Annotated in this window: 31 protein-coding genes; 9 read left to right on the plus strand and 22 right to left on the minus strand. The window is 72.6% G+C overall.

Going from position 1 to position 26,982, the window contains the following annotated elements; all coding sequences use genetic code 11:
- Nucleotides 1-81 precede the first annotated feature (81 nt).
- Nucleotides 82-390 (minus strand): co-chaperone GroES, encoded by a 309-nt coding sequence (groES, locus tag OHA19_RS16260; protein WP_124716902.1) that lies wholly within the window; start codon nt 388-390, stop codon nt 82-84.
- Nucleotides 391-676: 286 nt separating this feature from the next.
- Between groES and OHA19_RS16265 the strand changes: the two genes are divergently transcribed.
- Nucleotides 677-1,150, plus strand: coding sequence for a DUF6234 family protein (locus tag OHA19_RS16265; protein WP_405715881.1), 474 nt, complete (start codon nt 677-679; stop codon nt 1,148-1,150).
- 205 nt (nt 1,151-1,355) lie between these two features.
- Here the strand turns inward: OHA19_RS16265 and OHA19_RS16270 are convergent, their stop codons facing one another.
- Nucleotides 1,356-2,423 (minus strand): polysaccharide deacetylase family protein, encoded by a 1,068-nt coding sequence (locus tag OHA19_RS16270; protein ID WP_405750621.1) that lies wholly within the window; start codon nt 2,421-2,423, stop codon nt 1,356-1,358.
- 82 nt (nt 2,424-2,505) lie between these two features.
- Between OHA19_RS16270 and OHA19_RS16275 the strand changes: the two genes are divergently transcribed.
- On the plus strand, nt 2,506-3,759 hold the full coding sequence (locus OHA19_RS16275; RefSeq protein ID WP_405721789.1) for a THUMP-like domain-containing protein: 1,254 nt from the start codon (nt 2,506-2,508) through the stop codon (nt 3,757-3,759).
- Nucleotides 3,760-3,796: 37 nt separating this feature from the next.
- Here OHA19_RS16275 and OHA19_RS16280 read toward each other — a convergent pair whose 3' ends face one another.
- The 6 genes from OHA19_RS16280 to OHA19_RS16305 form a co-directional block, all read right to left on the minus strand.
- Complete coding sequence (locus OHA19_RS16280; RefSeq protein ID WP_405715877.1) at nt 3,797-4,162, minus strand: hypothetical protein; 366 nt, start codon at nt 4,160-4,162, stop codon at nt 3,797-3,799.
- Between the two features lie 50 nt (nt 4,163-4,212).
- A complete protein-coding gene (locus OHA19_RS16285) occupies nt 4,213-4,878 on the minus strand; it encodes a hypothetical protein (RefSeq protein ID WP_405715876.1) in 666 nt (221 codons plus the stop codon).
- A gap of 35 nt (nt 4,879-4,913) precedes the next feature.
- Nucleotides 4,914-5,378 (minus strand): VOC family protein, encoded by a 465-nt coding sequence (locus tag OHA19_RS16290; protein WP_405715874.1) that lies wholly within the window; start codon nt 5,376-5,378, stop codon nt 4,914-4,916.
- 62 nt (nt 5,379-5,440) lie between these two features.
- Nucleotides 5,441-6,715, minus strand: a complete 1,275-nt coding sequence (locus OHA19_RS16295) for an RNA polymerase sigma factor (RefSeq protein WP_405715872.1) — start codon at nt 6,713-6,715, stop codon at nt 5,441-5,443.
- Between the two features lie 269 nt (nt 6,716-6,984).
- Nucleotides 6,985-7,350 carry a YciI family protein gene (locus OHA19_RS16300; protein WP_405715870.1) on the minus strand — a complete coding sequence of 122 codons (366 nt, stop codon included), beginning with the start codon at nt 7,348-7,350 and terminating at the stop codon, nt 6,985-6,987.
- A gap of 41 nt (nt 7,351-7,391) precedes the next feature.
- Nucleotides 7,392-8,891: a DHA2 family efflux MFS transporter permease subunit gene (locus tag OHA19_RS16305; protein WP_405715868.1), complete on the minus strand. Its 1,500-nt coding sequence runs from the start codon at nt 8,889-8,891 to the stop codon at nt 7,392-7,394.
- 114 nt (nt 8,892-9,005) lie between these two features.
- Here OHA19_RS16305 and OHA19_RS16310 point away from each other — a divergent pair, with 114 nt between their 5' ends.
- Entirely contained in the window at nt 9,006-9,713 is a 708-nt protein-coding gene (locus OHA19_RS16310; protein WP_405715867.1) for a TetR/AcrR family transcriptional regulator, read from the plus strand.
- 7 nt (nt 9,714-9,720) lie between these two features.
- On the opposite strand, the gene OHA19_RS16315 is transcribed toward OHA19_RS16310, so the two are convergent.
- Genes OHA19_RS16315 through tsaB form a run of 4 tightly spaced genes read right to left on the minus strand, consistent with a single transcriptional unit; the run spans nt 9,721 to nt 12,258 of the window.
- Nucleotides 9,721-9,987 carry a hypothetical protein gene (locus OHA19_RS16315; protein WP_405715865.1) on the minus strand — a complete coding sequence of 89 codons (267 nt, stop codon included), beginning with the start codon at nt 9,985-9,987 and terminating at the stop codon, nt 9,721-9,723.
- Complete coding sequence (gene tsaD / locus OHA19_RS16320; protein ID WP_405715863.1) at nt 9,984-11,084, minus strand: tRNA (adenosine(37)-N6)-threonylcarbamoyltransferase complex transferase subunit TsaD; 1,101 nt, start codon at nt 11,082-11,084, stop codon at nt 9,984-9,986. The genes OHA19_RS16315 and tsaD overlap by 4 nt, the downstream gene beginning before the upstream one ends.
- The gene (rimI, locus tag OHA19_RS16325; protein WP_405715861.1) at nt 11,084-11,599 is read right to left on the minus strand and encodes a ribosomal protein S18-alanine N-acetyltransferase; all 516 of its coding nucleotides are present in this window, start codon (nt 11,597-11,599) and stop codon (nt 11,084-11,086) included. Before rimI ends, tsaD begins: the two co-directional genes overlap by 1 nt.
- Nucleotides 11,596-12,258 (minus strand): tRNA (adenosine(37)-N6)-threonylcarbamoyltransferase complex dimerization subunit type 1 TsaB, encoded by a 663-nt coding sequence (gene tsaB, locus OHA19_RS16330; RefSeq protein WP_405715859.1) that lies wholly within the window; start codon nt 12,256-12,258, stop codon nt 11,596-11,598. The genes rimI and tsaB overlap by 4 nt, the downstream gene beginning before the upstream one ends.
- Nucleotides 12,259-12,411: 153 nt before the next feature.
- Between tsaB and OHA19_RS16335 the strand changes: the two genes are divergently transcribed.
- Nucleotides 12,412-12,972: a hypothetical protein gene (locus tag OHA19_RS16335; RefSeq protein WP_405715857.1), complete on the plus strand. Its 561-nt coding sequence runs from the start codon at nt 12,412-12,414 to the stop codon at nt 12,970-12,972.
- Between the two features lie 41 nt (nt 12,973-13,013).
- Here OHA19_RS16335 and OHA19_RS16340 read toward each other — a convergent pair whose 3' ends face one another.
- From OHA19_RS16340 to OHA19_RS16380, 9 genes are all read right to left on the minus strand, one after another.
- A complete protein-coding gene (locus tag OHA19_RS16340) occupies nt 13,014-13,181 on the minus strand; it encodes a hypothetical protein (protein WP_405715855.1) in 168 nt (55 codons plus the stop codon).
- A 209-nt stretch (nt 13,182-13,390) separates the two neighbouring features.
- Nucleotides 13,391-13,945, minus strand: coding sequence for a tRNA (adenosine(37)-N6)-threonylcarbamoyltransferase complex ATPase subunit type 1 TsaE (tsaE, locus tag OHA19_RS16345; RefSeq protein ID WP_405715853.1), 555 nt, complete (start codon nt 13,943-13,945; stop codon nt 13,391-13,393).
- On the minus strand, nt 13,914-15,170 hold the full coding sequence (locus tag OHA19_RS16350) for an alpha/beta fold hydrolase (protein ID WP_405715851.1): 1,257 nt from the start codon (nt 15,168-15,170) through the stop codon (nt 13,914-13,916). Before OHA19_RS16350 ends, tsaE begins: the two co-directional genes overlap by 32 nt.
- A 93-nt stretch (nt 15,171-15,263) precedes the next feature.
- Nucleotides 15,264-16,418 (minus strand): alanine racemase, encoded by a 1,155-nt coding sequence (gene alr / locus OHA19_RS16355; protein ID WP_405715849.1) that lies wholly within the window; start codon nt 16,416-16,418, stop codon nt 15,264-15,266.
- 93 nt (nt 16,419-16,511) lie between these two features.
- Entirely contained in the window at nt 16,512-16,895 is a 384-nt protein-coding gene (locus tag OHA19_RS16360; protein ID WP_405715848.1) for a DUF488 domain-containing protein, read from the minus strand.
- A 54-nt stretch (nt 16,896-16,949) separates the two neighbouring features.
- Nucleotides 16,950-18,401, minus strand: a complete 1,452-nt coding sequence (locus OHA19_RS16365) for an NAD(P)H-hydrate dehydratase (protein ID WP_405715846.1) — start codon at nt 18,399-18,401, stop codon at nt 16,950-16,952.
- Nucleotides 18,402-18,405: 4 nt separating this feature from the next.
- Nucleotides 18,406-18,774: a holo-ACP synthase gene (locus tag OHA19_RS16370; protein ID WP_405715844.1), complete on the minus strand. Its 369-nt coding sequence runs from the start codon at nt 18,772-18,774 to the stop codon at nt 18,406-18,408.
- A gap of 20 nt (nt 18,775-18,794) precedes the next feature.
- Nucleotides 18,795-20,642 carry a glutamine--fructose-6-phosphate transaminase (isomerizing) gene (glmS, locus tag OHA19_RS16375; protein WP_405715843.1) on the minus strand — a complete coding sequence of 616 codons (1,848 nt, stop codon included), beginning with the start codon at nt 20,640-20,642 and terminating at the stop codon, nt 18,795-18,797.
- Between the two features lie 10 nt (nt 20,643-20,652).
- Nucleotides 20,653-20,868: a hypothetical protein gene (locus OHA19_RS16380; protein ID WP_405750624.1), complete on the minus strand. Its 216-nt coding sequence runs from the start codon at nt 20,866-20,868 to the stop codon at nt 20,653-20,655.
- Nucleotides 20,869-20,941: 73 nt separating this feature from the next.
- Here OHA19_RS16380 and OHA19_RS16385 point away from each other — a divergent pair, with 73 nt between their 5' ends.
- The 5 genes from OHA19_RS16385 (at nt 20,942) to OHA19_RS16405 (ending at nt 25,332) form a co-directional block, all read left to right on the plus strand.
- Nucleotides 20,942-21,529: an RNA polymerase sigma factor gene (locus OHA19_RS16385; protein WP_405715837.1), complete on the plus strand. Its 588-nt coding sequence runs from the start codon at nt 20,942-20,944 to the stop codon at nt 21,527-21,529.
- On the plus strand, nt 21,529-22,515 hold the full coding sequence (locus OHA19_RS16390) for a CU044_5270 family protein (RefSeq protein WP_405715835.1): 987 nt from the start codon (nt 21,529-21,531) through the stop codon (nt 22,513-22,515). Before OHA19_RS16385 ends, OHA19_RS16390 begins: the two co-directional genes overlap by 1 nt.
- Nucleotides 22,516-22,773: 258 nt before the next feature.
- Entirely contained in the window at nt 22,774-23,271 is a 498-nt protein-coding gene (locus OHA19_RS16395) for a hypothetical protein (RefSeq protein ID WP_405750626.1), read from the plus strand.
- An 81-nt stretch (nt 23,272-23,352) separates the two neighbouring features.
- Nucleotides 23,353-24,348 carry a type I pantothenate kinase gene (coaA, locus tag OHA19_RS16400; protein WP_405715832.1) on the plus strand — a complete coding sequence of 332 codons (996 nt, stop codon included), beginning with the start codon at nt 23,353-23,355 and terminating at the stop codon, nt 24,346-24,348.
- A gap of 27 nt (nt 24,349-24,375) precedes the next feature.
- On the plus strand, nt 24,376-25,332 hold the full coding sequence (locus tag OHA19_RS16405; protein WP_405715830.1) for a DUF389 domain-containing protein: 957 nt from the start codon (nt 24,376-24,378) through the stop codon (nt 25,330-25,332).
- Between the two features lie 139 nt (nt 25,333-25,471).
- Here the strand turns inward: OHA19_RS16405 and glmM are convergent, their stop codons facing one another.
- On the minus strand, nt 25,472-26,830 hold the full coding sequence (gene glmM, locus OHA19_RS16410; protein WP_405715828.1) for a phosphoglucosamine mutase: 1,359 nt from the start codon (nt 26,828-26,830) through the stop codon (nt 25,472-25,474).
- Nucleotides 26,831-26,982: the final 152 nt, after the last annotated feature.

Below are 26,982 nucleotides of genomic sequence, written 5' to 3' on the forward strand. Positions count from 1 at the left end.
CTCGAACGAACTGCGCCCCCGACCACCCGGCTGGTTATTCGCGGGGGCCAGGGGCGCAGAACAGAAGCAAACGTGGGTGAATTACTTCTCGACGATCGCGAGCACGTCGCGGGCCGAGAGGACGAGGTACTCCTCGCCGTTGTACTTCACCTCGGTGCCGCCGTACTTGCTGTACAGCACGACGTCGCCGGTCTTGACGTCGAGCGGAAGGCGCTCGCCGTTCTCGAAGCGGCCCGGGCCCACGGCCAGGACGACGCCCTCCTGGGGCTTCTCCTTGGCGGTGTCCGGAATGACCAGGCCAGAGGCCGTGGTCTGCTCGGCGTCGAGCGGCTGGACCACAATGCGGTCCTCGAGCGGCTTGATCGCAACCTTGGTGCTGGCGGTCGACACGATCCGGTCTCCCCCTTCGGAGATCTCACGGGGTAACAGTCTTGGGTGGCGACCAGGTCGATCCGTCGTCGCGGGTGCCGGACCTGCCAGTCGCGCAGTACTGCTGGCACTCTCCAGTGGTGAGTGCCAGCACCGAGACTATGACCGGGATTAGCACTCGGTCAAGCGGAGTGCCAATTCAGGCGATCGTGGCGCGACACCGTCCGGACAACAGTCCGGACAACAGTCCGGACAACATGGAGGCAACGTACGGACGGACCGGACCGTTCCGTACGACCGTGTGGAGATGACCCGCCTTTCCCCGTACCGGCAGCCAGACCCCGCGTCCGGGCGGCGCCCGTACGGATCGCGCGCCGTGAACGGCTGCCTCGATGTGGTCCTGGGGCTGCTGCTGGTTCTCCTGGAAGGGCTGATCTGTGCGGTCGCCGCGTTCCAGCAAGCCTTCTCGCGGCGGGACCCCGACGGCCGGGAAACGACGGAGCCGCCGCCGATGGACTGGACTCCCGCCCTCGTCCTCGCCGGGATCACCGCGGTGATCTGCCTGGTCGCCGTCGTACTGATCCGCGACAGGTGGCCGTGGGCGGGCGCGGTCCAGTTGCTGGCGGCGCTGGCGCTGTGCGTGATCACGTTGCAGGCCGGCTACGAGGACTACCGCCGCTCGCACCCGGCGCCCGCACCCCCCGCGTACGACCCCGGCCGGAACGGCCACCAGTGCCTCAGCGGCGGTGACGACCGCGAGTGCCTGGACTCCGGCGGCTGACGGCAGGAGACCACGACCATCGACCCCGGCTCGCCGTGATCACCGTGCGCGGGCGGGCCCGCCGCGGGCGTCCGCGGCGGGTGGTTCACCTTCTGGACGGCCTTGCGGCCCAGCCGCTCGATCGGGTCCACCGACTGCGCGCAGCCGGTGGCGGCGAGGAGCGCACCGGCCACCAGCAGTCCGGCCAGCAGCCGGTGCGCCCTTCTCATACGTAGTCCTCCAGCCGGGCCACGGCGTATCCCCTGTCCGTGACGGTCTTCATGACCGCCCGGACCAGGTCGGCCATGCTGCCGTCCCATTCGTCGCGGCCCCGGAAGTGGGTGAGGATGATGTCGCCCGGGTGCAGGTCCTCGTCCTCCTCGCGCCACTCCATGTGGTCCGGGAACGCCTCGGCGTTCCAGAGGGGCACGGCCTTGATCCCGCAGGACTGCGCGATGCGCAGCGTGTCCCCGTTGTAGTTGCCGTACGGCGGGCGGAAGAGAGTGGGCCGTTTGCCGAACTTCTTCTCGATGATCTCCTGCGAGTGGCAGATCTCGCGTTCCTGCTCGTCGTACGAGAGTCCGGGCAGATAGGGGTGGTTGAGCGTGTGGTTGTTGATGGTGACGCCCAGCCGCTGGGCCTCGCCGAAGTACCCGTAGTTGTCGCTCACCTCGTAGTCGCTGAGGAACGCGCTGTACGGGATGTCCAGCTCGTCCATCATCTGCAGCAGCTCGGGGTCCTTCTCGGAACCGTCGTCCATCGTCAGGAAGACGACCCGGTCCTTGGTCGGGACGGTGGTGAAGACCGGCGGCAGCGAGTCGTCGCCGCCCTTCACCTCGAATCCCTCGCGGGTGGTGATGCGCGGCTTCACGGCGGGCGGCCGCGGCGCGATCAGCGGCGTCCTGTCCAGCCCCCATTTCTTGGCCAGCGCCGCCCGCACGGCCGGGGCGAGCTTCGCGTTCTCATGGGCCCCGTCGGGTGCACCGCCCCGGCCGGTCCGCCGTCCGGGGCCGCCCGGGTGTCCGGCGGCGGGGTTCGGACCGGGGGTCACGCCGGGGTTCGGTTCCGGGTTCGCACCCGGGTTCCCGGCCAGGGGTCGGTCCCGGTACTCGGTGTCGCTCACCTGCCCGCCGGACCCGGAGGCGCAGCCGGAGCCGACCGCGGCGACCAGGAGAGCGGCCAGGACGACGCAGGCGGGCCGGTGCGGGCCGGAGCCCCGGTCGTGCCCGGACCGGGACACGTCCACCCTGCACCATTTCGTGATGTTTTTTTCGTTTTGTCGTACAAGCTGCATGGCGCCGCATACTGCCAGCACGGAGGGGGCCTCCCCGCCCGACACCGCCGCCGGGCCCGCCGGTCTACCCGGCTGGCTCACAATGGGGCGGGTGAACGCTCTCGCCCCGAACGACCCGTCCGACGCCGACGACCGGTCCGACGCCCCCGACCCCATCGCCGCCTTCCTCGCCCTGCGCACCCCCGAGGGCACCGCGCTCCTGGACGGGCTGCGGTCGTACGACCCCTCCCGGGAACTCGCCACCGCCACCCGGCTGCGCCGCTCCCACCCGGCCCCCCTGGTCTCGGCGGCGCTGGGACAGGCGCGGCTGCGGCAGCGGGCGGAGGCGAAGTTCGGCGCCGAGGACGCGTACCGGATGTTCTTCACGCCCAACGGCGTCGAGCAGGCGACCCGTACGTCGGTGGCCACCCATCGCGCGCGGCGGTTCGCCGCGGGCGGGGTGCGCAGCGTCGCCGATCTCTGCTGCGGGATCGGTGGCGACGCGATCGCGCTCGCGCGGGCGGGCATCCGCGTGCTCGCCGTCGACCGCGACCCGCTGACCGCCGAGGTGGCCCGCGCCAACGCCGCCGCGCTGGGCCTGGACGGTCTGATCGAGGTGCGGTGCGCCGATGTCACCGGCATCGACACCTCGCCGTACGACGCGGTCTTCGTCGACCCGGCCCGGCGCGGCGGCAGGGGACGGATCTTCGACCCCGAGGCGTACTCACCGCCGCTCTCCTGGGCGACCGGCGCCGCGCTCGCGGCCCCCCGGGCCGCCCTGAAGATCGCCCCGGGCATCCCGCACGAGGCGATCCCGGCGCAGGCGGAGGCCGAGTGGATCTCGGACGGCGGCGACGTGAAGGAGGCGGTGCTCTGGTTCGGCGAGGGCTTCGCGGCCGGTTCGTACCGCGCCACCGTGCTCCCGGCCGGGGCCACCCTGTGGTCCGCGGCCCCTCCGCCCGCCCCGCCGGTCGGCCCGGTGGGCCGCTATCTGTACGAGCCGGACGGCGCCGTCATCCGCGCCCATCTGGTCGCCGACCTCGTGAGGCGGTGCGACGGCCGGCTGGTCGACGAGACGATCGCGTACATCACGGGCGACGAGCCGTACGAGTCCCCGTACACCTCCGGGTACGAGATCACCGACCGGCTCCCCTTCAACATGAAGAAGCTGAAGGCGCTGCTGCGGGAGCGGAAGGTGGGCGTGCTGACCGTCAAGAAGCGCGGCTCGGCGGTCGAACCGGAGGAGCTGCGACGCAGGATGAAGCTCCAGGGCCCCAACTCCGCGACGGTCTTCCTGACCCGGGTGGCCGGGGCACCGACGATGCTGATCGGCCACCCGCTGCCCCACCCGGCCTGACCACCCCGCCTGACCGCCCGGCCTGACCGGGCGGCCGTCAGGCGAGGTCGGTCAGGTCCTCGGCGTACACCTGCGAGAGCGGCTGAGGACCCACGTACTGCTGGCAGTTGCACTGTCCGGACTCGAAGCGGACCGGCTTCTTGGACTCGTCCCAGGCCGTCGGCACCTCGACCCGCTCATGGCACTTGCCCTGCTTGTCGTGCTTGGCGAGATGGTGCGTGCAGCCGCAGACCGGCTCCGGCGGCCTGTTCGCCGCTTCGAGGGCCAGCCGCTCCTGCTGGGACGCCTCCAGCAGTTCGAGCTTGCGGTCGTGCCGATTGCGCAGCGCCGTACGGACGTTGTCGACGGCCCATCCGAAGCCGCCCGTCCAGAAGATGATGAGCACCCACCAGTACCACTCCATGTCGCCCTCCCCCGGCGTGACCCATGTGTCCCGTCAGGATAGGTCCGCGATCAGCGGTGGGCGCCGCCCCCGACGGATATCAGCGGCTCCGGGGCGGGCACCCCGGCCAGTACCCGCAGCACCCAGCGACGGTGGGCGAACGCCTTGACGAGGCCGATGAGTCCGATGATCCAGCCGGTCAGCCCGAGCCCCATGACCAGGACGGCCAGGCCGTAGGCACCGCCGTTCAGCACGCCACTGGCCGGGACGGCGAAGCAGGCGTACAACCCGGCCGCGCACAGCACGAAGGACATCAGCAGCCAGGCGGTGCCGACGCCCGGCATCCGCAGCGCCGCGTCACGTGCCGGATCGCGGTCCAACCCGCCCCAGGCGTCGAGCAGTCGGCGGATCCTGCGGTCCCGGCGCAGGCCGACGACGACGAGGATGACCGCGGGCACCGCGCAGCAGGCACCCATGGCGGCGATGATCACGCCGATCCCGGCGCTGATGGCGTCGTACGACTCCTCGAAGGTGACGAGCGCCGTGCCCACCAGGAGCCAGCCGAACGCGCAGAGCGCACCCCACAGCCACAGCATCGCCAGCCGCCCCGGCGACACATGGGCCTTCACCAGCTCCCCGAGCACCGCGGCCCGGTCGGCGAGCAGCGCCTCCCGGTCGGGCCAGGCGCGTATTTCCACGGGCGGCGGCGGTGGCGGCAGCTGTGCGCGACGAGACATGGGCATGACCCTACCGACCGCGCCCCGGGGCCGGTTCAGGCGTTGCGCAGCGCCTCGATGTCCAGCTTCCGCATGCCCATCATCGCCTTCATGGCCCGCTCGGCCTTGGCCGGATCCGGGTCGGACATCGCCTCCTCGAACCCGCGGGGCACCAGCTGCCAGGACAGGCCGTACCTGTCCTTGAGCCAGCCGCACTGCCCCTCCTCGCCGTCCGCGGTGAACTCGGCCCACAGGGCGTCCACCTCTTCCTGCGTGGCGCAGTCCACGGAGAGCGAGACCGCCTCGGTGAAGGGGAACTGCGGGCCGCCGTTGAGCGCGACGTACTCCTGACCGGCCAGCCGGAACCGGACGGTCATCACCGACCCCGTCCGCCCCGGCGCGGCGTCGTTGTAGTACGTCGTCCCGAGCACCTTCGAGTCGCCGCCGAACACGGACACGTAGTACTTCGCCGCTTCTTCGGCCTGGGTGTCGAACCACAGGAAGGTGGTGATCTTCTGCATGGTCTGCTCCTGTCGGGTGGTACGGGAAGCTGTGAAGGGTGGACTCGTCCGGCGGCCGGAACTCATCGGCCGTCGCGGGCCGGATGTTCCGCACGGCCCAGAAGCATCGCCCGTTCCCGTTCGTTGCGGGCCAGGCCCGCCGCCCGTACGAACTCCGCCCGCGCCTCGTCCGTACGCCCCGTCCTGGCCAGCAGGTCCCCGCGCACGCTGGGCAGCAGGTGGTAGTTCCTTAGCGCCGGGTCGCCGGTCAGGGCGTCGACCAGGGTGAGTCCGGCGGCCGGGCCCCGTGCCATCGAGACGGCCACGGCCCGGTTCAGCTCGACGACCGGGGACGGTGCGATCGCGGCGAGGCGGTCGTAGAGGGCGGCGATGGTGGTCCAGTCGGTGTCCTGGTTCGTCACGGCGCGTGCGTGGCAGGCGGCGATCGCGGCCTGCACGGTGTACGGGCCGAGCCCGGTCCCCTGCGCGGTCGCCGCCACGGCCCGCTCCAGGGCCGCGATCCCGCGCCGGATCAGCAGGCGGTCCCAGCGGGCCCGGTTCTGGTCGGCGAGCAGCACCGGCGCACCGTCCGGGCCGGTCCTGGCGGCGGTGCGCGAGGCCTGGAGCTCCAGCAGCGCGGCCAGTCCATGGACCTCGGGCTCCCGGTCCATCAGGCCGGTGAGCACCCGGGCCAGCCGCAGCGCGTCCTCGCAGAGCGCCGGGCGCAGCCAGTCGTCGCCCGCGGTCGCCGCGTAGCCCTCGTTGAAGACCAGGTAGATGACTTCGAGCACGGAGCCGAGGCGGGCGGCGCGCTCGGGCCCGTACGGCACCTCGAAGGGGATGCCCTCGCGGCCCAGGGTCCGTTTCGCCCGGACGATGCGCTGGGCGACGGTCGGTTCGGGGGCCAGGAACGCGCGGGCGATCTCCTCGGTGGTGAGTCCGCCGAGCAGCCGCAGGGTGAGGGCGATCCGGGCCTCGGTGGAGAGCACCGGGTGGCAGGCGGTGAAGATCAGCCGGAGCAGATCGTCGTCGATGGCGTCGGCCTCGGCGGGCTCGGGCGGCGGCACGTCCTCCAGGGACCGCCCGACCTCGGCGAGCTTGCGCGCATAGGTCTCCTTGCGGCGTACGAGGTCGATCGCGCGGTGTCTGGCGGTGGCCATGAGCCAGGCGCCCGGCCGGTCCGGGACACCTGACTCCGGCCATTGTTCCAGTGCGGCCACCAGGGCGTCCTGCGCGAGTTCCTCGGCGATGCCGACGTCCCGCACGATGCGGGTGACACCCGCGATGATCCGTGCCGACTCGATCCTGAAGACCGCCTCGACCGCTTCGGCCGCCGTTCCCGGGCTTGCTGCCGTCATGATCACTCATCACAGCAGCCGTGCCGGGGCGGGGCAAGCGGGCAGGTCAGAGCCTGTCGGGTGACCTCCGACCGGATGGCCTCGGGCCGGGCGGCCCCCGACCGGGTGACCTCCTATCGGGTGGCCTCCGATCAGATGGCCGACGCGGGCCGGTACGTGCGATTCCGAGGCGAAGGAGGGAAGCGACGCGGAGCGTCGGCGACCGGCGACAACGCGGGAGAAGCGCGCCAGGGCATGGCCGCCCGGCCGGAGGCCACCCGACAGGGCGCTCAGGCGCCCAGGGTGGCCTCGTCGATCTGGCGGACCTCGGAGGTCACGGTCCAGTGCGCCGGGTGGATCTGCAGGAACCGCCGGGTCCACTCCAGGGCCTCCTCCTTGTCCTTGGCCTGGAGGATGGCGTAGCCGCCGACGACCTCCTTGGTCTCGGTGAAGGGCCCGTCGGTGTGGGTGAGCTTCCCGCCGGACCAGGTGACCCTGGTCCCCTGGGAGGTCGGGGTGAGCCCGGCCGTCTCCAGCATGACGCCGGCCTTGGTGATCTCCTCGAACAGAGCGCCCATGCGCGCCTCGAACTCGGGGTCGGGGGCGTCGAAGGGGCTCTGCTCGTCGATGCGGATCAGTGACATGAAGCGCGGCATGGTGACTCCTGGGCCGGGAGGGCGGGGGCTCTCCCCGCCTCTCATCCTTGCGTCGAACGGGACCCGGACGGATCGACAGCTCCCGGGAGATTCTTCTGGGAATCTTCCGGCCCGGCCACCGGAGCCGGCTTCGCGTCGGGCGTCCCGGCACTCCGCACCGGCGCCTTCGGGAGCAGCGCCAGGGCCACCAGCGCCGCGACCACGAGCAGCCCGGCGCAGACCCAGAACGCCGCCGCGTACCCGGCCGCCAGGTCGGCGGGGCGACGCCCGTCGCCGGTGACCCGGGCGGCGACGGTGACCAGGACCGCAAGGCCCAGCGAGCCGCCCACCTGGCGGGCGCTGTTCAGCAGCCCGGAGGCCATGCCCGTCTCCTCGGGTGTCACGTCGGTCGTGGCCGCCGTGCCGAGCGGTACGAAGCACATCCCGACGCCGATGCTGCAGACCAGTGACGGGCCGAGGACCGAGTACAGGAAGCCGCCGTCGGCCCGGGCGGTCGCCGCGAATCCGGCGAGGCCGAGCGCGGCCAGGGACGCACCGAGCGCCAGCAGCCGTCCGGTGCCGAGCGCCGCGACCGTACGGGTGGCGACGACCGAACCGGCGACGACGCCCGCCGTGAACGGCAGGAAGGAGACACCGGCGGCGGTCGGGCCGTAGTCGAGCACCTGCTGCATGTAGAGCGAGACGAAGTAGAAGGCGGCGAACTGCCCGGAGCTCAGCAGCAGGCAGATGAGGTTCGCGGCCAGGACCGGCCGCTGCTTCAGCAGCCCGGGACGGAGCAGCGGAGTGGAGGTCCGCAGTTCGACGGCGACGAAGGCGATCAGCAGCAGCACGGCGGCGCCGAGCGTGCCCAGCGTCCGGGGCGACCCCCAGGCGTCGGCCGAGGTGCGTACCAGTCCGAGGACCAGCAGCGTCGTACCCGTGGTGGCCAGCAGCGCTCCCAGCACGTCGAGCCGGGCGCCGGTCCGGGCCCGTTCGCCCCGCAGTCCGGCGCGCGCGGCTCCCACCAGCGCGAAGCCCACGATCGGCACGTTCACCAGCATCACCGCGCGCCAGCCCGCGGCGTCGGTGAGCATTCCGCCCGCGAGCACGCCGACCGCGCCGCCCGCCGCGCCCGCCATGCCCCACAGCCCCAGGGCGCGGGAGCGGGCCGGCCCGGCCGGGAACGCCAGGGCGATCAGCGCGAAGGCGACCGGGGCGAGCGCGGCGGCACCGGCGCCCTGCACCGCCCGCGCGGCGATCAGCGCGCCGGGCGACCGGGCGAACCCGCCGGCCAGGCTCGCCACGCCGAACAGCACCAGGCCCGCCATCAGGACCCGGCGGCTGCCGAGCAGATCGGCGAGCCGCCCGCCGAGCATCAGCAGCCCGCCGAAGGCCAGCGCGTAGGCGTTCACCACCCAGAGCAGCCCCTGGGGCGTGAAGCCCAGGTCGCCGCGCATGTCCGGCAGCGCGACGTTCACCACCGACATGTCCAACGCCACCATGAACTGCACGGCGAGAGCCACCACCAGCAGCCAACGCGTGTGCCGTGACTGTTCGTCCACGACTTCCCCTTCCTTCACGGTCTTCCGGTCGCAGCATTACTATACGCGTATAGAAATTAATCGCCAGGGACCCCCGGAAGGCACGGGAACAGCACGGCGGGAGACAATGCCCGGGTGTCAGGGACAGAGAAGAAGCAGGGGCCGGCGGCCGGCCGGGCCCCTGCGAAACGATCCGTGGGACGGCCGCGCAGGCTCGACCCGGACGCGATGGTCGCCACCGCGCGCCGCATCATCGAGGAAGAAGGCGTGGACGCCCTGAGCATGCGGCGGGTGGCGAAGGAGCTCGGCTCCACGCCGATGGCGCTCTACCACTACGTACAGGACAAGGACGAGCTGCTGATGCTCACCCTGTCGGGCACCGCGGCCGCCTTCCCCCGCCCCGAGCTGCCCGAGGACCCGCGCGAGCGGATGCTCGCCGTGGCCGTGTACATGCACGGCATCCTGGAGCGGATCCCGTGGGTGCTGGACATCCTGGCGCTGGGCGAGCTGACCGACCGGAACGCGCTGTGGATGGTCGAGGAGATCATCGACTCGGCGCTCGCCTGCGGCCTCTCCCCCGCCCGGGCAGTACGCGCGTACCGGACGATCTGGAGTTACGTCTACGGCGACCTGATATTCCGCCGGGCCGCCGAACGCCGCGCGCAGACCCCGCCGGGCAGGCGCTGCTTCCCCGAGATGGTGACGGAGGACGACGCGGCGACGCTGCCCCGGCTCGCCGCGATCAAGGACGACTGGCGCGCGTACGCCGCCGACTACGACGTGGCGGACGAGCTCGACGCGATCATCCGGGGGCTGACGGCCCGGGGGACCGCTTCCGGCTGAAGGCAGGTCAGCCGGCGTCTCCCAGCGACTCGAAGCGCCAGCGGTGCACCGGGCGGGTGATCAGCTCGGCGTCCGGCTCGGGGAGTTCGGGCAGCTCGTCGTGGTACGCGCCCTCCCACCAGGTGATGACCAGGACCCGGTCCTGCGGGGCGCGGAGCAGTTCGCGGCGGAGCGGCTCGCGGGCCAGCTCGGCCGAACGGGCCCGCGCCCACTCCAGGAGCTCGGCGCCCCGGCCATCGGTGGCGCGGGCCTCCCACATGAGGGCGACGGTCATGAGTAGAGGTTGTCCTTGCTGATCTCGTGGACGTGGTCGTGATCGTGGGCGTGCGCACCCGGCACGTGGGTGTCGGTCACCGGCAGCGAGGAATCCGCGGACAGCTCCAGGTCCGAGGCCGGGCGGTTGCGGGCCACCATCTCAGCGCCCAGCGCCGCGACCATCGCGCCGTTGTCCGTGCACAGCCCGGGGCGCGGCACCCGCAGCCGGATGCCGGCCCGCTCGCACCGCTCCTCGGCCAGCGCCCGCAGCCGCGAATTGGCCGCGACCCCGCCACCGATCATCAGGTGGTCGACGCCCTCGTCCTTGCAGGCCCGGACGGCCTTGCGGGTGAGCACGTCCACCACGGCCTCCTGGAAGGACGCCGCCACGTCCCGTACCGGCACCTCCTCGCCGGCCGCGCGCTTGGCCTCGATCCAGCGGGCCACCGAGGTCTTCAGACCGGAGAAGGAGAAGTCGTAGGCGGGATCGCGCGAACCGGTGAGCCCGCGCGGGAACGCGATCGCGGCCGGGTCGCCCTCCTTCGCCAGCCGGTCGATGACCGGGCCGCCGGGGAAGCCGAGGTTCAGCACCCGGGCGATCTTGTCGAAGGCCTCGCCCGCCGCGTCGTCGATGGTCGCCCCGAGCGGCCGCACGTCATTGGTGATGTCCGGCGCGAGCAGCAGCGAGGAGTGGCCGCCGCTGACCAGCAGCGCCATCGTCGGCTCGGGCAGCGGACCGTGCTCCAGCTGGTCCACGCAGATGTGCGAGGCGAGGTGGTTCACCCCGTAGAGCGGCTTGTTCAGGGCGTACGCGTACGCCTTCGCCGCCGATACTCCGACCAGCAGCGCGCCCGCGAGCCCGGGGCCCGCGGTGACGGAGATGCCGTCGAGGTCGCGGGCGCTGATCCCGGCGTCCTTCAGGGCGCGCTCGATGGTGGGGACCATCGCCTCCAGATGGGCGCGGGAGGCGATCTCCGGGACGACGCCGCCGAAGCGGGCGTGGGTGTCGACGCTGGACGCGACGGCGTCGGCGAGCAGGGTGGTGCCCCGGACGATGCCGACGCCGGTCTCGTCGCAGGAGGTCTCGATGCCGAGTACGAGCGGTTCGTCAGCCATCAGTCAGTCTCTGTTCCCTGTACGTGCTCTTGCACATGTTCTTGTACGTGGAGGCGCATGACGAGTGCGTCGATGTTGCCCGGCTGGTAGTAGCCGCGGCGGAAGCCGATCGGTTCGAAGCCGAAGCGTTCGTACAGCTTCTGGGCCCGGGTGTTGTCGACGCGGACTTCGAGGAGCACCTCGGCGCACTCGAAGGCGGTGGCGTGCTTCAGCAGGTCGGTCAGGAGCACGGAGCCGAGGCCGCCGCCCCAGTGGCCGCGGGTGACCCCGATCGTCTGTACGTCGGCGAGGTCGCCGGCCGCGGCGAGCCCCGCATAGCCGACGATCCGGCCGGTGGCGGGGTCCTCCGCGACGGCGTAGCGGCGGGTGGCCCGCGGGCCGCGGGAGTGCGCCAGCTCGGACCAGAACATGCCGGCCGACCAGGCGTCGTCCGGGAAAAGCTCGTGTTCGAGCTCCAGCACCGGATCGATGTCCCACCAGCGCATCTCGCGCAGAACGGCAGTCGTGGTCGTCACTTCGGGGTGACCACCTTGTAGTTCTTCGGCACCTGGGCGTCGGGCCTGCGGAGGTAGAGCGGCTGCGGCGGCAGCAGTTCCGCGCCCGCGGCGAGCCGCTCGGCGGCGAGGGCGGCCAGCGCTCCGGCGCTGACGTTCTCGGGCTGCCGGGCGTCCGGGAACGCCTCGGGGTAGAGCACCGCGCCCGCGCCCACGACGGGCAGTCCGGCGAGCTGCCCGGCGATGTCGGCGGGCCGGTCGACGGCGGGCTCGGTGACCCGGGTGCGCGCGTCGTCGTATCTCGCCCAGTAGACCTCCTTGCGGCGGGCGTCCGTCGCGACGGCGAACGGTCCCGCCAGCCCGGCCAGGCCCGCGGCGTACGCGAGACCGTCCAGGGTGCACAGCCCGTGCACCGGCACGGAGAGGGCGGAGCCGAAAGTCGCGGCGGTGACCAGACCGACCCGGAGCCCGGTGTACGGACCGGGGCCGACGCCGACGACCACGTCCGTCACGGCGTCGAGTTTCACCCCGGCCTCGGCCAGGACCCGGTCGACGGCGGGCAGCAGCAGCTCCCCGTGCCTTCGGGCGTCGACCTGACCGGACTCGGCGACGACGGAGGTCCCGTCGTGCAGGGCGACGGTGACGGCGGGGGTTGCGGTATCCACGGCGAGCAAGAGCACGCAAACAGCCTACGGCTCCGCCGACGGGGGTACGGCGCCCCGTACGGCGTCCCGGCACGCCCGGCCCCGGCTGCTACCGTCACCGTGCACACGCGGGTACGACGTAAACGCTAAACGCTTGTACGACATACGGAAGCGAAAGGGGCGCGCACGGTGTCTAGGGGCAGCTCGGGAATCGTGGCCGGGCTCACTGCGGCGGCACTCGTCGCCGTCGGCGTCCTGGCCTACCAGGCATCGGCGAACGCCCCCGACAGCCTCGCGGCCCCCAGGCCGAAGGTGTCCAGCACCGCCACCGAGCACGCGAAGCCGAAGGAGAAGTCCCGCCCGGCCGCGCTCCCCTCGGACTCCGGCACCGGGAAGCGGGTCGTGTACGCCCTGGAGGACCGCCGCGTGTGGCTCGTGGACGGGACCGGCAAGGCGATCCGGACGTTCGAGGTCATGCCGAGTGCCCTCAATCCGCTCCCCGGCACCTATCGGGTGAACACCCCGCGCACGGGATCCCCCACCAAGGGCTCGGACGGCGTGATGATCGAGCACGTGGTGCGGTTCGCGATGGTGGACAACGTGGCCGTGGGGTTCAGCGCGGCGGTGGACGGCTCGATGGAGAGCCCGGACCCGACGCTGAAGACCGGTGGCGTGCGGATGTCCCGGGCCGACGGGGACGCCATGTGGGACTTCGCGATGGTGAACACGAAGGTGGTCGTCGTCCCGTAGCCGCCGGCCGCCGCGTCCCGTAGCGGGGCGCCGCGCACGGGCTATGCCGCGTCGCGCCGGGACGGCAGCTCCTCCGCCTCTTCCCCAGCCGGCTCGACCGGGGGTGTGGACACCGCCGTGGCGGCGGCGCACGAGGCCAGCAGATCCTTCATCGACAGGGCGGACGGCGGCTGCGGCCGCGGCTGCGAGTCACGCTCGGGCGTCGGCATGGATGCCTCCTGGAGCTCCGGTGGAGGGCGTGGTTAGGCAGACCTAACCAGGTCTCCCGTCCATGTGACCACGATCGCCTCTCTCTGCGCAACAATTTACCGACGGCTTGTCGGAAAGAATGCCGGACGGCCGGATTACCACTCGGACGAGCTTCCGAAAGACCGGCGGCGCGGTGAGCGGGGCACCGTCCGGCGGGAACGCGTCGCCCCTACCGGGCCGCCGGTCCCGGCACCCCGGTGGCCATCGCCTCGCGCAGTCCCGCCCAGCGCGCGCCGATCCCGACCAGCGTCACCTCGCGCCGTTCGTCGTCCGTGTCGCCGACCGCGCGGTCGATCACCACCTGGAGCCGGTCCTCGGACAGCTCCTCGACCTTGCCGTCGCCCCACTCCACGACCACCACCGATTCCGGCAGCGACACGTCCAGGTCCAGGTCCTCCATCTCGTCGAGCCCACCGCCCAGGCGGTACGCGTCGACGTGGACCAGCGCCGGACCGCCGGTCAGCGACGGGTGGACGCGGGCGATCACGAAGGTGGGGGAGGTGACCGCGCCGCGCACGCCGAGGCCCTCGCCGAGACCCCGGGTCAGCGTCGTCTTCCCGGCGCCGAGCTCTCCGGTGAGCATCACGAGGTCGCCGGGGAGCAGGATCCCGGCGATCCGGCGGCCGAGCGCCTGCATCCGTTCGGGGGACTCCACGGCCAGGCTCAGGGTGACGGCGGCGTCCTCGGCGACCTCAGTCGCCGGGCTGTTGTGCGGTGCTTCCATGTCCGCCAACGTTAGCCGTTGCCGGCACGGCACCGACGCGTACCAGCAGGTCCGCCAGCCGGTCCGTGACCGTCTCGGGGTGCTCCAGCATCACCAGATGGCCGGCGTCCGGGACGATGACCAGCTCCGCGTCCGGGAGCTGGTCCGCGATGGTCTCGCTGTGCGAGCTGGGCGTCACCAGGTCCTTGTCGCCCGCCAGGATCAGCACGGGGGCGTCGAGGAAGGCGGGCAGCGCGCCGCTCTTGTCGTGTTCGGTGAAGGCCGGGTAGAACTCGGCGACCACATCGATCGGGGTGGACTCGATGAGCCGCTCGGCGAACCGCTCCACCGCCGGATCGACGTCCCGCGATCCGAACGAGTACCGCTTGATCAGCCCGGCGAAGAGGTCGGCGGTCGCCCGTCGGCCCCGTTCCACCAGCTCGGCCTGGGAGCCGAGCGCTCTGAGCACCCCGGGCAGCACCCGGCGCACCGCGTTCACGCCCGCGACCGGCAGCCCGAAGTCGACCTCGCCCAGCTTCCCGCTCGATGTGCCGACGAAGGCGACGGCTGCGACCCGGTCCCGGATCAGCGCGGGGTACTGGTCGGCGAGCGCCATCATCGTCATGCCGCCCATCGAGTGCCCGACCAGCACCAGCCTGCCCTCGGGAGCCGCCGCGTCGATCACCGCCTTCAGGTCGCGGCCGAGCTGGTCGATGCCGACCGTCACGCCCTGTGCCTGGGCCCGGCCCCGCTCGGAGCGGCCGTGGCTGCGCTGGTCCCAGTGGACGGTGCGGACCAGGCCGCGCAGCGCCGCGCGCTGGAAGTGCCAGGAGTCCTGGCTGAGGCAGTAGCCATGGCTGAAGACCACGGTGACGGGGGCGGGGGCCTTGCGGCCGAAGAGCCTGCGGCGGCGGGTGCCGGGGGCGGCGGCGTCGCCCCCGCTGCCCGCGTCGGTGCCCGCGGTACCGTCCGGTTCGACCTCGTCGACCTCGTAGTACAGCTCGGTGCCGTCGTCGGCCGTGGCCCGGCCCGGCAGGCCGCGCAGCGAGCCGTACGGTCCGGTGGCGTCCAGCGCCAGCCTGGCCCTTCTGCGCATGCCCCGGCCGACGGTGAGCCGCTCGACCGCGACACCGGCGGCCGCGCCCGCCGCGATCACGCCTATGGCGGCTCCGGCGATCCCCGCCCGGCGCCAGCCGACCGCCGCAGCAGCCGTCGTCACCGCGTCCCCCGCACCGATCTCGCTCACCGTGCCGCGCTCCTCGTCGGTCGTATCCGTCAGGTCAGGGCCGGTCTGTTCCGGTCGTGATCCGATCGTGCCTGGTCAGCGGCGCAGGATCGGTCAGGACTCGGCGGGGGTGGCGTGCAGATGCACACGCGGTACGCGGGTGCCGATCCGGGTGACGATCTCGTACGCGATCGTGTCGGCGGCCTGCGCCCAGTCCTCGGCGCTCGGCTCGCCCCGGTCACCCGGGCCGAAGAGCACCGCCTCGCTGCCCACCTCGATCTCGTCCCCGTCGAGATCGACGACGAACTGGTCCATGGCCACCCGGCCGGCGATCCGCCGGGTGACGCCGCCGACCAGGACCGGGGCACGGCCGGAGGCGTGGCGCGGGATGCCGTCCGCGTAGCCGACCGGCACCAGGCCCAGGGTGGTCTCGGCACAGGTCGTGTAGTGGTGGCCATAGCTGATCCCGTGACCGGCCGGCACCTGCTTGACCAGGGCGACCGAGGCGATGAGCGTCATGACGGGGCGCAGCCCGAAGTCGGCCGGGGTGCCCAGCTCGGGGCTGGGCGAGATGCCGTACATCGCGATCCCGGTCCGGACCAGGTCGAAGTGCGCCTCGGGGATCGTCAGCGTCGCCGGGGAGTTCGCCATGTGGCGCACCTCGGGTTCGACGCCCTCCTTCTCCGCGTGCGCCACCATGTCCCGGAACAGGGCCAGCTGGGCGGTGATGGAGGGGTGGCCCGGCTCGTCGGCGCAGGCGAAGTGGGACCACAGGCCGGTGACCCGGACGGTGCCCGCCTTCTCGGCGGTGCGGGCGGCGGCGACCAGCTCCGGCCAGTCGGCGGGCTGGCAGCCGTTGCGCCCGAGGCCGGTGTCGGCCTTGAGCTGGATCCGGGCCGGGATGCCCGCCTCGGTGGCCGCGGCGACGACCTCGCGCAGCGCCCACATCCCGCTCACCGACACATCGATGTCGGCCTCGATCGCCTCGCGCCAGGGACCGCCCGGGGTCCACAGCCAGCACATCACCCGGCCGCCTAGCCCGGCCTCCCGCAGGGCGAGCGCCTCCTGCGGCGTCGCGGTGCCCAGCCAGGTCGCGCCGGCCTCCAGCGCGGCGCGGGCGCAGGGCACCGCCCCGTGCCCGTACGCGTCGGACTTGACGACGGCCATGAGCTGCGCGCCCGCCGCCCGTGCGCGCAGCACACGCACGTTGGCGCGCAATGCGGCGAGGTCGATCTCGGCACGGGCTCTCAAGGACGCTGTCTCGTTCATCGCGCCCAGTCTCTCAGAGGCGCCCGGCGGGGCCTTCGGGCGGCGGGCCGGAAGGCCCCGCCGCGGGGGGTGTCCGCCCGCTGCCGTGGCACCTCAGCGATGGCGCAGCTCGTGCTCCAGGTGGTCGACGATGACCGGGACATGGCTGTGGGGTACGTCCTTGACGGCCGTGATCAGCGTCACCGGGCCGCCCTCCCGGACGAGTTCGACCAGCTCCCGCACGGCCGCCGTGTGGACGGGGTCGGCCAGTTCGGCGCGGTAGCGGTCGACGAACTCGTCGTAGCCGGTCTCGGTGCGGTCCTCGTGGTACCAGTCGCGGAGCTCGTTCGACGGGGTGATGTCCTTGAGCCACTTGTCGATCGCGGCCTTCTCCTTGGACTCGCCGCGCGGCCAGAGCCGGTCGACGAGGACCCGGGTGCCGTCGGCGTCCTCCTTCGGCTCGTACACCCGGCGTACGCGTACATCGCTGCTGCCCACGGTCGGTCCTCCTGTCAGCCTCTGAGGTCGGTGCCTGCCTGCGCCCAGGATCACTCAGGCCCGTACGTCCCGCCACGCCGCCGGGATCGCCTCGGCGACGTCCTGCGCGGCGACGGGCGAGCCGTCGGAGGCGTGGCGGGCGGCGAGTCCGTGCAGATGGGCACCGGCCGACGCGGCGTCGCGCGGGGCGAGGCCCGCGGCGAGCAGAGAGCCGGTCAGTCCGGAGAGGACGTCGCCGCTGCCGGCCGTGGCCAGCCAGGAGGTGCCGGTCGGATTGACCCGTACGGGAGCCGCCGGGTCGTCGGTGGCGACCAGGGTCGTCGATCCCTTGAGCAGGACCGTGGCACGGTAGCGGGCGGCCAGCTCCCGTACGGCGGCGAGCCGCCCCGCCTCGACCTCCTCGCGCGGCACGCCCAGCAGGGCCGCGGCCTCACCGGCGTGCGGGGTGAGGACGGTCGGCGCGGTGCGCTCCCGTACGGCACCGGCGTCCAGCAGCCGCAGCCCGTCCGCGTCCACCAGGACCGCGACCTCCGTCGCGAGCACGTCCCGGACCGCCTTGGCGGCCTCCGCGCCGTCACCGAGTCCGGGCCCGACCACCCACGCCTGCACCCGCCCCGCCCTCGACGGCGGCCCCGCGTGGACCAGCGTCTCCGGATGACGGGCGATCACCGCGCCGGCGCCCGGACCGACGTACCGCACGGCCCCCGCGCCGCCCCGCAGCGCCCCGGAGACGGCCAGCACCGCCGCGCCCGGGTAGCGGGCGGAACCGGCGACGACGCCGACGACCCCGCGCCGGTACTTGTCGCTCTCCGCACCGGGGACCGGCAGCAGGGCCGCGACGTCCGCGTACTGGAGCACCTCCAGCTCGGGCACGTCCGGCAGTTCGGGCCCGAGCCCGATGTCGACGAGGTGCAGCGCGCCCGCCCGTTCGGCGGCCGGGTCGATGAGCAGGCCCGGCTTGTACGTGCCGAAGGTCACGGTCGCGTCGGCGCGCACCGCGTCGCCGAGCACCTCGCCGGTGTCGGCCTCGACCCCGCTGGGCAGGTCCACGGCGACCAGCGGCGCACCGGTCGCGGCGAAGGCCCGCACCAGCCCGGCGGCGTCCGGCCGCAGCCCGCCCCGGCCGCCGATGCCGGTGATCCCGTCCACCACGAGATCGATGTGGCCGCCCCAGGCGTCCGCGCCCTCGGCGATCCGCCCGCCGGCCGCGAGCAGGGCCGCGAGGCCGCCCTCGTGGGCGCGGCCCGGCGCGGTGAGCACGGCGCGCACGCCGGCGCCCCGGCGGGCGAGCCGGGCGCCCGCGTACAGCGCGTCGCCGCCGTTGTCACCGCTGCCGACGAGGAGGACGACCCGGGCCCCGTACACCCGGCCGCGCCGCCGCAGCACATCGGCGCAGGCCGCCGCGAGTCCGGCGGCGGCCCGCTGCATCAGCGCGCCCTCGGGGAGCCGGGCCATCAGAGCCTGTTCGGCGGCCCGTACGGTCTGAACACTGTAGGCGGTACGCATGTGCTCAACCCTCCGCGATCACCACGGCCGACGCCACCCCCGCGTCATGGCTGAGCGACACGTGCCAGTGCCGTACGCCCAGCTCTGCGGCGCGGGCGGCGACGGTACCGCTGACCCGCAGCCGGGGCTGCCCGCTGTCCTCGACCCACACCTCGGCGTCCGTCCAGAGCAGTCCGCCGGGCGCGCCGAGCGCCTTCGCGAGGGCCTCCTTCGCGGCGAACCTGGCGGCGAGCGAGGCGATGCCCCGCCGCTCACCGCTGGGCAGCAGCAACTCCCGCTCGACGAAGAGCCGGTCGGCCATCTGCGGCGTACGCTCCAGCGCCGCGTCGAACCGTTCGATCTCGGCCACGTCGATCCCGACCCCGATGATCACGCGTGTTCCCTCATCCCTCGCTACTCCACGGTCACGGACTTCGCCAGATTGCGCGGCTGGTCCACGTCGTTGCCGCGGGCCGTGGCCAGTTCACAGGCGAAGACCTGGAGCGGCACGGTCGACACCAGCGGCTGGAGCAGCGTAGGCGTAACGGGGATCCGGATCAGATGGTCGGCGTACGGGACGACCGCCTCGTCACCCTCCTCGGCGATGACGATGGTGCGGGCGCCGCGGGCGCGGATCTCCTGGATGTTCGACACGATCTTGTCGTGCAGCACGGACCGGCCGCGCGGCGAGGGCGCCACCACGACGACCGGGAGGCCGTCCTCGATGAGCGCGATCGGGCCATGCTTGAGCTCACCGGCGGCGAAGCCCTCGGCGTGCATGTACGCGAGCTCCTTCAGCTTCAACGCGCCTTCCAGGGCCACGGGGTAGCCGACATGACGGCCCAGGAAGAGCACGGTGTCGTGACCGGCGAGGGAGCGGGCGAGTTCGCGCACCGGCTCCATGGTCTCCAGGACCCGTCCGACGGCGCCGGAGATCTCGGAGAGCTGGCGGATGACGGTGCGGATCTCGTCGCCCCACTTCGTGCCCCGGACCTGTCCGAGGTACAGGGCGACGAGGTAGCAGGCGACGAGCTGGGTGAGGAAGGCCTTGGTGGAGGCGACGGCGATCTCGGGCCCGGCGTGCGTGTAGAGCACCGCGTCGGACTCCCGGGGGATCGTGGAGCCGTTGGTGTTGCAGATGGCGAGGACCCTGGCGCCCTGTTCGCGGGCGTGCCGCAGGGCCATCAGGGTGTCCATCGTCTCCCCGGACTGCGAGATCGCGACGACCAGGGTGCGGTGGTCGAGGATCGGGTCGCGGTAGCGGAACTCGCTGGCCAGCTCGGTCTCGCAGGGGATGCGGGTCCAGTGCTCGATGGCGTACTTGGCGATCATCCCGGAGTGGAACGCGGTGCCGCAGGCCACGATGACGACCTTGTCCACCTCGCGCAGCTCGTGCGGCGGGATACGGACCTCGTCGAGGCGGAGCGAGCCCGCGCCGTCGATCCGGCCGAGGAGGGTGTCGGCGACGGCCTTCGGCTGTTCGGCGATCTCCTTGAGCATGAAGTGGTCGTGACCGCCCTTCTCGGCGGCGGAGACGTCCCAGTCCACGTGGTACTCGCGGACCTCGGCGGGACGCCCGTCGAAGTCGGTGACGGTGACGCCCTCCCGGCGCAGCTCGACCACCTGGTCCTGGCCCAGTTCGATCGCGGAGCGGGTGTGCGCGATGAACGCGGCGACGTCGGAGGCCAGGAACGACTCGCCCTCCCCCACCCCCACCACGAGCGGTGAGTTGCGCCGGGCCCCGACCACCGTGCCCGGCGCGTCGGCGTGCACCGCGACGAGGGTGAAGGCGCCCTCCAGCCTGCGGCAGACCTGTCGCATCGCCTCCGCCGGGTCGGCGCAGGAGGAGAACGCCTCGGCGAGCAGATGGGCGACGACCTCGGTGTCGGTCTCGGAGGCCAGATCGTGGCCGCGCCCGTCGAGTTCGGCGCGCAGCGCGGCGAAGTTCTCGATGATCCCGTTGTGCACGACGGCGACCCGGCCCGCGTTGTCCAGGTGCGGGTGGGCGTTGGTGTCGGTGGGGGCGCCGTGGGTGGCCCAGCGGGTGTGCCCGATGCCGGTGGTCCCGGCCGGGAGCGGCGCCTCGGCCAGTGCCTTCTCCAGATTGACGAGCTTGCCGGCCCGCTTCGTCGCGGCCAGGCCGCCGTCCGCGAGAACGGCGATGCCCGCCGAGTCGTAGCCCCGGTACTCAAGCCGCTTGAGCCCGGCGACGACGACGTCCTGCGCCGACTGCCCACCGACGTAACCGACGATTCCACACATACCGTTCCCTTCATGGCCACTCCCCCTTCTTCTTCGCATCGTCGCAGAAGCCGAACGGGGCGGCAGCGAGGACGGGCTCGCGGACCACGCCCTGAAGGAGCTGTCCGCCGAGGGCACGGCGGATCGGCGAGCCCGTGAAGCGTGCGGCGGGCCGAGCGGTGCCCGGGGCCGGGGGTGGCGTGCGGTGCCCGGGGCCGGAGTGGTGTGCGGGGTGAGCGCCCCGCATACCCTGTGAACCTTTCCGGCCCCTGCGGGGAACAAGGGGTGACACGCTCACCCGACGAGCCCCAGGAGCCGATGTGACCGGACCACCCGCCGGCCCCGACGACGATGCCGAGGTCATCGCGCAGTCGCTGGAGGAACCCGAGATCTTCGCCGGGCTCTACGACCGTCACGCACCGGACATCCACCGCTATGCCGCCCGCCGCCTCGGGCACGGCGTGGCGGACGACATCACGGCGGAGACCTTCCTCGTCGCCTTCCGCTGCCGACGCCGCTACGACGGCTCCCGTCGCAGCGCCCGTCCCTGGCTGTACGGCATCGCGGCGAACCTCATCGGCAAGCACCGGCGCAGCGAGGAGCGCGGGCTGCGGGCCCTGGCCCGTACCGGTCATGACCCGGTGGCCGCGTCCTGGAGCGACCGTTCCGACGACCGGATCGCCACCCAGGCACCGCTGGCGGCGGCGCTCGCCGCGCTCTCGCCCGGCGACCGCCATGTGCTGCTGCTCGTCGCCTGGGCCGACCTGGGGTACCAGGAGGTCGCCGAGGCGCTGGGCATCCCGCTCGGCACCGTGCGGTCCCGGCTCAACCGCGCCCGCCGCAAGGTCCGCGAAACCCTCAGCACGGACCCCTCGTTCACGCCCGACGCCATGGAGCTGACCCCGTGATGGACGAAATGACCAAGCTGCGCGAGCTCCGCGCGGACGCGCCCGTTCCCGGCCGCGGAGCGCTCGCCCCGGGCCGGCGGCGGCTCACCGAGGCCGCGGCCTCGGGACGTCGCGTCCGCCGGCTGCGGGCCGACTGGCGGGTCGCCGCGGCCGGTGCGGCAGCGGCGATCACCGTGGCGGCCGTGCTCGGCACCCAGCTCGGGGACGCCGCCGCGCCCTCCCGCTCCGGACCCGCTTCCACCGCGGGCACCCTGCGGCTGGACAGCCCGGCCGAGGTGCTGAACCGGGCCGCCGACGCTCTGGAGAAGCAGCAGGCCGGGCCGGAGCCTCACGACGACCAGTGGATCTACACCAGGACGGCGCAGGTGGCCTCGCAGGGCGACCAGAACGGCTCGTCCGTCGGCCCCGTCACGTACGACCCCGACAGCTGGGTCCCGTACGACAACTCCGCCGCGGCCATGAACGGCAAGGACTCCGACTACCGCACGGCCCGCGAGGTCTACCGGACCGCCGACGCGCTGCCCGACGACCCGGCGCGGCTGCTGGCGGAGATCCGCTCGTTCTACCCGACCGGCGACACGGCCGAGAGCCCGGCCGAGGGCAAGGCGCAGCACAGCTTCCGCGCGATCGGGCTGATGGCCGAGGCGTATCCGATCGCCCCGGCCGCCCTCGCCCGGATCTACCGGGCCATGGCCACCATCCCCGGAGTGCGCGTCACCGACCACCTGGTGAAGGACGCGGCCGGGCGCGAGTCCATCGCCATCACCCGGAAGGAGGACGGCGGCCACGAACAGCGGGAGATCCTGCTCAGCCCGCACGACTTCAGCTATGCCGGTACGCGCTTCGTGGTCGCCGAGGACTACACGTACAAGCTCTCCAACGGCAAGGCGGAGGGCCCGGCGTTCAGGTTCAAGGCGGGACAGGTCCTGACGAGCGAGTCCCGGATCGCGGCCGCCGTCGTGGACGCCAAGGGCGAGAAGCCCTGATACCTCGGGGACACGAACCGGGTCCGGTGTCCGTCACAGGGGTGCGGACACCGGACCCCGCCGAGGGCGGCGAGTGACTCCGGGTGCATCATGGCCTCGCCGCCGACCGGCACCGTTTCCGGCCGCCCGAGATCGGCCGAGAATCGGGGGGTGGGGCGCATGTCCGGCGCCGAAGAACCGGTCACACCGTCACCACGTCCGCCCTGGGACCTCCGGCCCTCCCAGCCATTCCCCGCACTCCCTCCGCGCCGACGCCGGATGTCGAACCGGGCCGCCGTCCTGCTGGGGCTGTTCACCGGCGCGGTCCTGGTCGTACTCGTACCCGTGGGCCTGTTCGCCCTGGTCATCCTCCTGCGCCTCGTGAACGTCCCCCCGGAGCCGGACGGCCCGCCGCTCGTGCTGCCGTACAGCCGGCTTCAGGGCACCTGGCAGGACGAGGAAGGCGGCCGGATCGTCCTCGCCGCGGACGGCACCTTCACCGCCACGACCATCTGCGGCGACTACTCGGACGACGTCACCGGCGACAGTTCCGGATTCGGCCTCCCCGCCACGATGACCGGGACCGGAACGTGGGAGTCCGACGTGTACACGGAACCGGACCGCGTGACCGGGCTGTTCACCGAATTCGCCCCCGGCCATGTCAGCGGGCAGCTCACGGCCAGGGGGACAGCCGAGTCCCCGCTCCTGTGGACCTTCGTCGGCGACCCCGACAGCGGAGGGCTCTGTGTGCTGAAGAAGGCGGACGCACGGCCGTGAGCGGCGGCGGCACCCCTATCGCCTCCCCTAAGTGATCGAGCCCACCTCCCACCGCGTCAAAACTCCCGCAACAATGAACCCGTGATCACTTCGCCGCCACGGAGCACCCACCGACGCGCCGAGCATGCGGCGACGCCGTACGTCGATCTGTCCCGCGCCGAGTGGAGCGCCCTGCGCGACAGGACACCGCTGCCGCTGACCGCCGACGAGGTGGAGCGGCTGCGCGGGCTCGGGGACGTCATCGACCTCGACGAGGTGCGGGACGTCTACCTGCCGCTCTCCCGGCTCCTCAACTTCTACGTCCAGGCCACCTCGGGCCTGCGCGGCGCCCTGAACACCTTCCTCGGGGACGCGGGAAACGGCCACGGCGCGCAGCGCGGCACCCCGTTCGTCATAGGCGTCGCGGGCAGTGTCGCGGTCGGCAAGTCCACCACCGCACGCATCCTCCAGGCGCTGCTGGCCCGCTGGCCCGAGCATCCCCGCGTCGAGCTGGTGACCACTGACGGGTTCCTGCTGCCGATGAAGGAGCTCCGGGCCCGCGGGCTGATGTCGCGCAAGGGGTTCCCCGAGTCGTACGACCGGCGCGCCCTGACCCGGTTCGTCGCCGACATCAAGGCCGGCAAGGACGAGGTGACGGCGCCCGTCTACTCGCACCTGATCTACGACATCGTGCCGGACCAGCGGCTCACCGTGCGCCGTCCCGACATCCTGATCGTCGAGGGGCTGAACGTGCTCCAGCCCGCGATGCCCGGCAAGGACGGCCGGACCAGGGTCGGTCTCGCCGACTACTTCGACTTCAGCGTGTACGTGGACGCGCGCACCGAGGACATCGAGACCTGGTACCTCGACCGCTTCCACAAGCTGCGCGACACCGCCTTCCAGGACCCGTCCTCGTACTTCCGCAAGTACACCCAGGTCTCCGAGGAGGAGGCCATGGAGTACGCGGCGACGATGTGGCGGACCATCAACAAGCCCAATCTGGTGGAGAACGTCGCACCCACCCGGGGCCGTGCCACCCTGGTGCTGCGCAAGGGCCCGGACCACAAGGTCCAACGGCTGTCCCTGCGCAAACTCTGAACCTGCGAGCCCCCCGGGAGTGGCCACGTGCTGCATCTGCGCCTGATCGTCCCCGCCGAGCGCACGGACGAGGTGGTGCAACTGGTGGAGTCCACCCTCGGTACGGCACATCTCGTCGTGCTGACCGGCGCCGCCCGCGACCCGGCGGGCGACATGGTCCTGTGCGACGTGGCCCGTGAGGCGGGCGACGAGCTGATCTCCGCGCTGCGCCGGCTCGGCATCGACAAGTCCGGTTCGATCACCGTCGAGAACATGGATCTGACGCTCTCCGCGCACGCCGACAAGGCCGAGGAGGACGCGCCGGGCGAGGGCGCGGACGCGGTGCTGTGGGAGGAGCTGACGGAGGCGACCCACGAGGAGTCGACGTTCAGCGTCACGTACGTGGCGTTCCTCACCGTCGCGACGATGCTCGCCGCCTGCGGTGTGATGCTCGACAACGCGATCCTGATCGTGGGCGCGATGGCGGTCGGCCCGGAGTTCGGGCCGCTGGCCGGGATCTCCACGGCCCTGGTCCAGCGTGCTCCACGACTGGCGCTGCGCTCGTCCTACGCGCTGATCGGCGGCTTCGCCCTCGCGATGGTGCTGACGGCCGGGTTCGCCTGGCTGATGGACGCCTCCGGGCTGTTCACCCGTTCGATGATCGAGGCCGGCCGCCCCAACACGGCGTTCATCTGGAAGCCCGACGCGATGTCCTTCGTGGTGGCCTTCCTGGCCGGGATCGCCGGGACGCTCTCGCTCACCTCGGCGAAGTCCGGGGCGCTGATCGGTGTCGCCATCTCGGTGACGACCGTGCCGGCCGCGGCCAACGCGGCGGTGGCGTTCAGCTACAGCGACTACAGCCAGATGTGGGGCTCCACGGCCCAGCTGCTGGCGAACCTCGGCGGGATCGTGGTCGCGGGGACGCTGACCCTGTTGGTCCAGAAGGTGCTGTGGGCGGCACACCGCCGCCGGACGGGCCGCGTCGCGAGCCCGTCCGGCGACTGAATCCTGCCCGACGGGCGGGCACCCGCCCGACGGCCGGAGCCTGTCCGGCGGCCGGCGCCTGTCCGGCGGCCGGCGCCTGTCCGGCGGCCGGCGCCCGCCGGACGGCCGACGGCCGTCCGGCGGACAACGCCTGGACCAGCTAGCCCAGCGCGGACTTCACCACATCGGCCAGCCGCTCGGCGATCGCCCGCGCCTGCTCGATGTCGGCCGCCTCGACCATGACCCGCACCAGCGGCTCGGTGCCCGACTGGCGCAGCAGCACGCGGCCGGTGGAGCCCAGCTCACGCTCGGCCTCGGCCACGGCCGCGGCGACCTCCGGGGAGGTCCCGACCCGGGACTTGTCGACGTCGCGGACGTTGATCAGCAGCTGCGGCAGCCGCTGCATGACCCCGGCCAGATCGGCGAGCGTACGGCCGGTGGCGGCGACCCGGGCCGCCAGCAGCAGGCCGGTCAGCGTGCCGTCGCCGGTCGTGGCGTGGTCCAGGACGATGACATGGCCGGACTGCTCGCCGCCGAGCGCGTAGCCCTCGGCCTTCATCGACTCCAGCACGTAGCGGTCGCCGACGGCGGTCTGGACGAGCTGGATGCCCTCCCGCTCCATCGCGATCTTGAAGCCGAGGTTGGACATGACGGTGCCGACCACGGTGTCCTTGCGCAGCTGTCCGGCCTCGCGCATGGCGAGGGCCAGGACGGCCAGGATCTGGTCGCCGTCGACCTCCACGCCTGCGGCGTCCACGGCCAGGCAGCGGTCGGCGTCGCCGTCGTGCGCGATGCCGAAGTCGGCGCCGTGCTCGACGACGGCGGCCTTCAGCGGCTCCAGATGGGTGGAGCCGCAGCCGTCGTTGATGTTCAGGCCGTTCGGGTCGGCACCGATCATGATCACCTCGGCGCCGGCCCGTGCGAAGGCCTCGGGCGAGACCCGGGCGGCCGCGCCGTGCGCCTCGTCGAGCACGACCTTCAGCCCGTCGAGCCGGTTCGGCAGGACCGCGACGAGGTGGGCGACGTAACGGTCGAATCCCTCCGCGTACTCGGTGACTCGTCCCACACCGGCGCCGGTCGGACGCTCCCACGGCTCACCGGCGCGGTGCTGCTGGTAGATCGACTCGATCCGGTCCTCCAGCTCGTCGGAGAGCTTGTGACCGCCGCGCGCGATGAACTTGACACCGTTGTCCGGCATGGAGTTGTGGCTCGCGGAGAGCATCACGCCGAGGTCGGCGCCCAGCGCGCCGGTGAGGTACGCCACCGCCGGGGTGGGCAGCACGCCGACGCGCAGGACATCCACGCCGGCGCTGGCAAGACCGGCCACGACGGCTGCCTCCAGGAACTCTCCGGACGCGCGCGGGTCACGGCCCACCACGGCTGTCGGCCGGGTCCCGTCCAGGGTGCTCCCCTCGGCGAGAACATGCGCCGCAGCGACCGAGAGACCGAGCGCCAACTCGGCCGTCAGATCCGCATTGGCGACACCGCGCACACCGTCCGTGCCGAAGAGTCGTCCCACTGGTGTCCTCCGAAGATGCTCCGAAACCGCAAAAACCAAATCAACCAAAGCAAAGCAACACGGCAACCGGATGCGCACAGCACCGCGCACCGTCCCCCGGCCAACACAAGGCCTCGCAGCCATCGCAGCCATCGCAGCCATCGCGACAAAGC

The organism is Streptomyces sp. NBC_00012 (assembly GCF_045040875.1).
Taxonomy (GTDB): domain Bacteria; phylum Actinomycetota; class Actinomycetes; order Streptomycetales; family Streptomycetaceae; genus Streptomyces.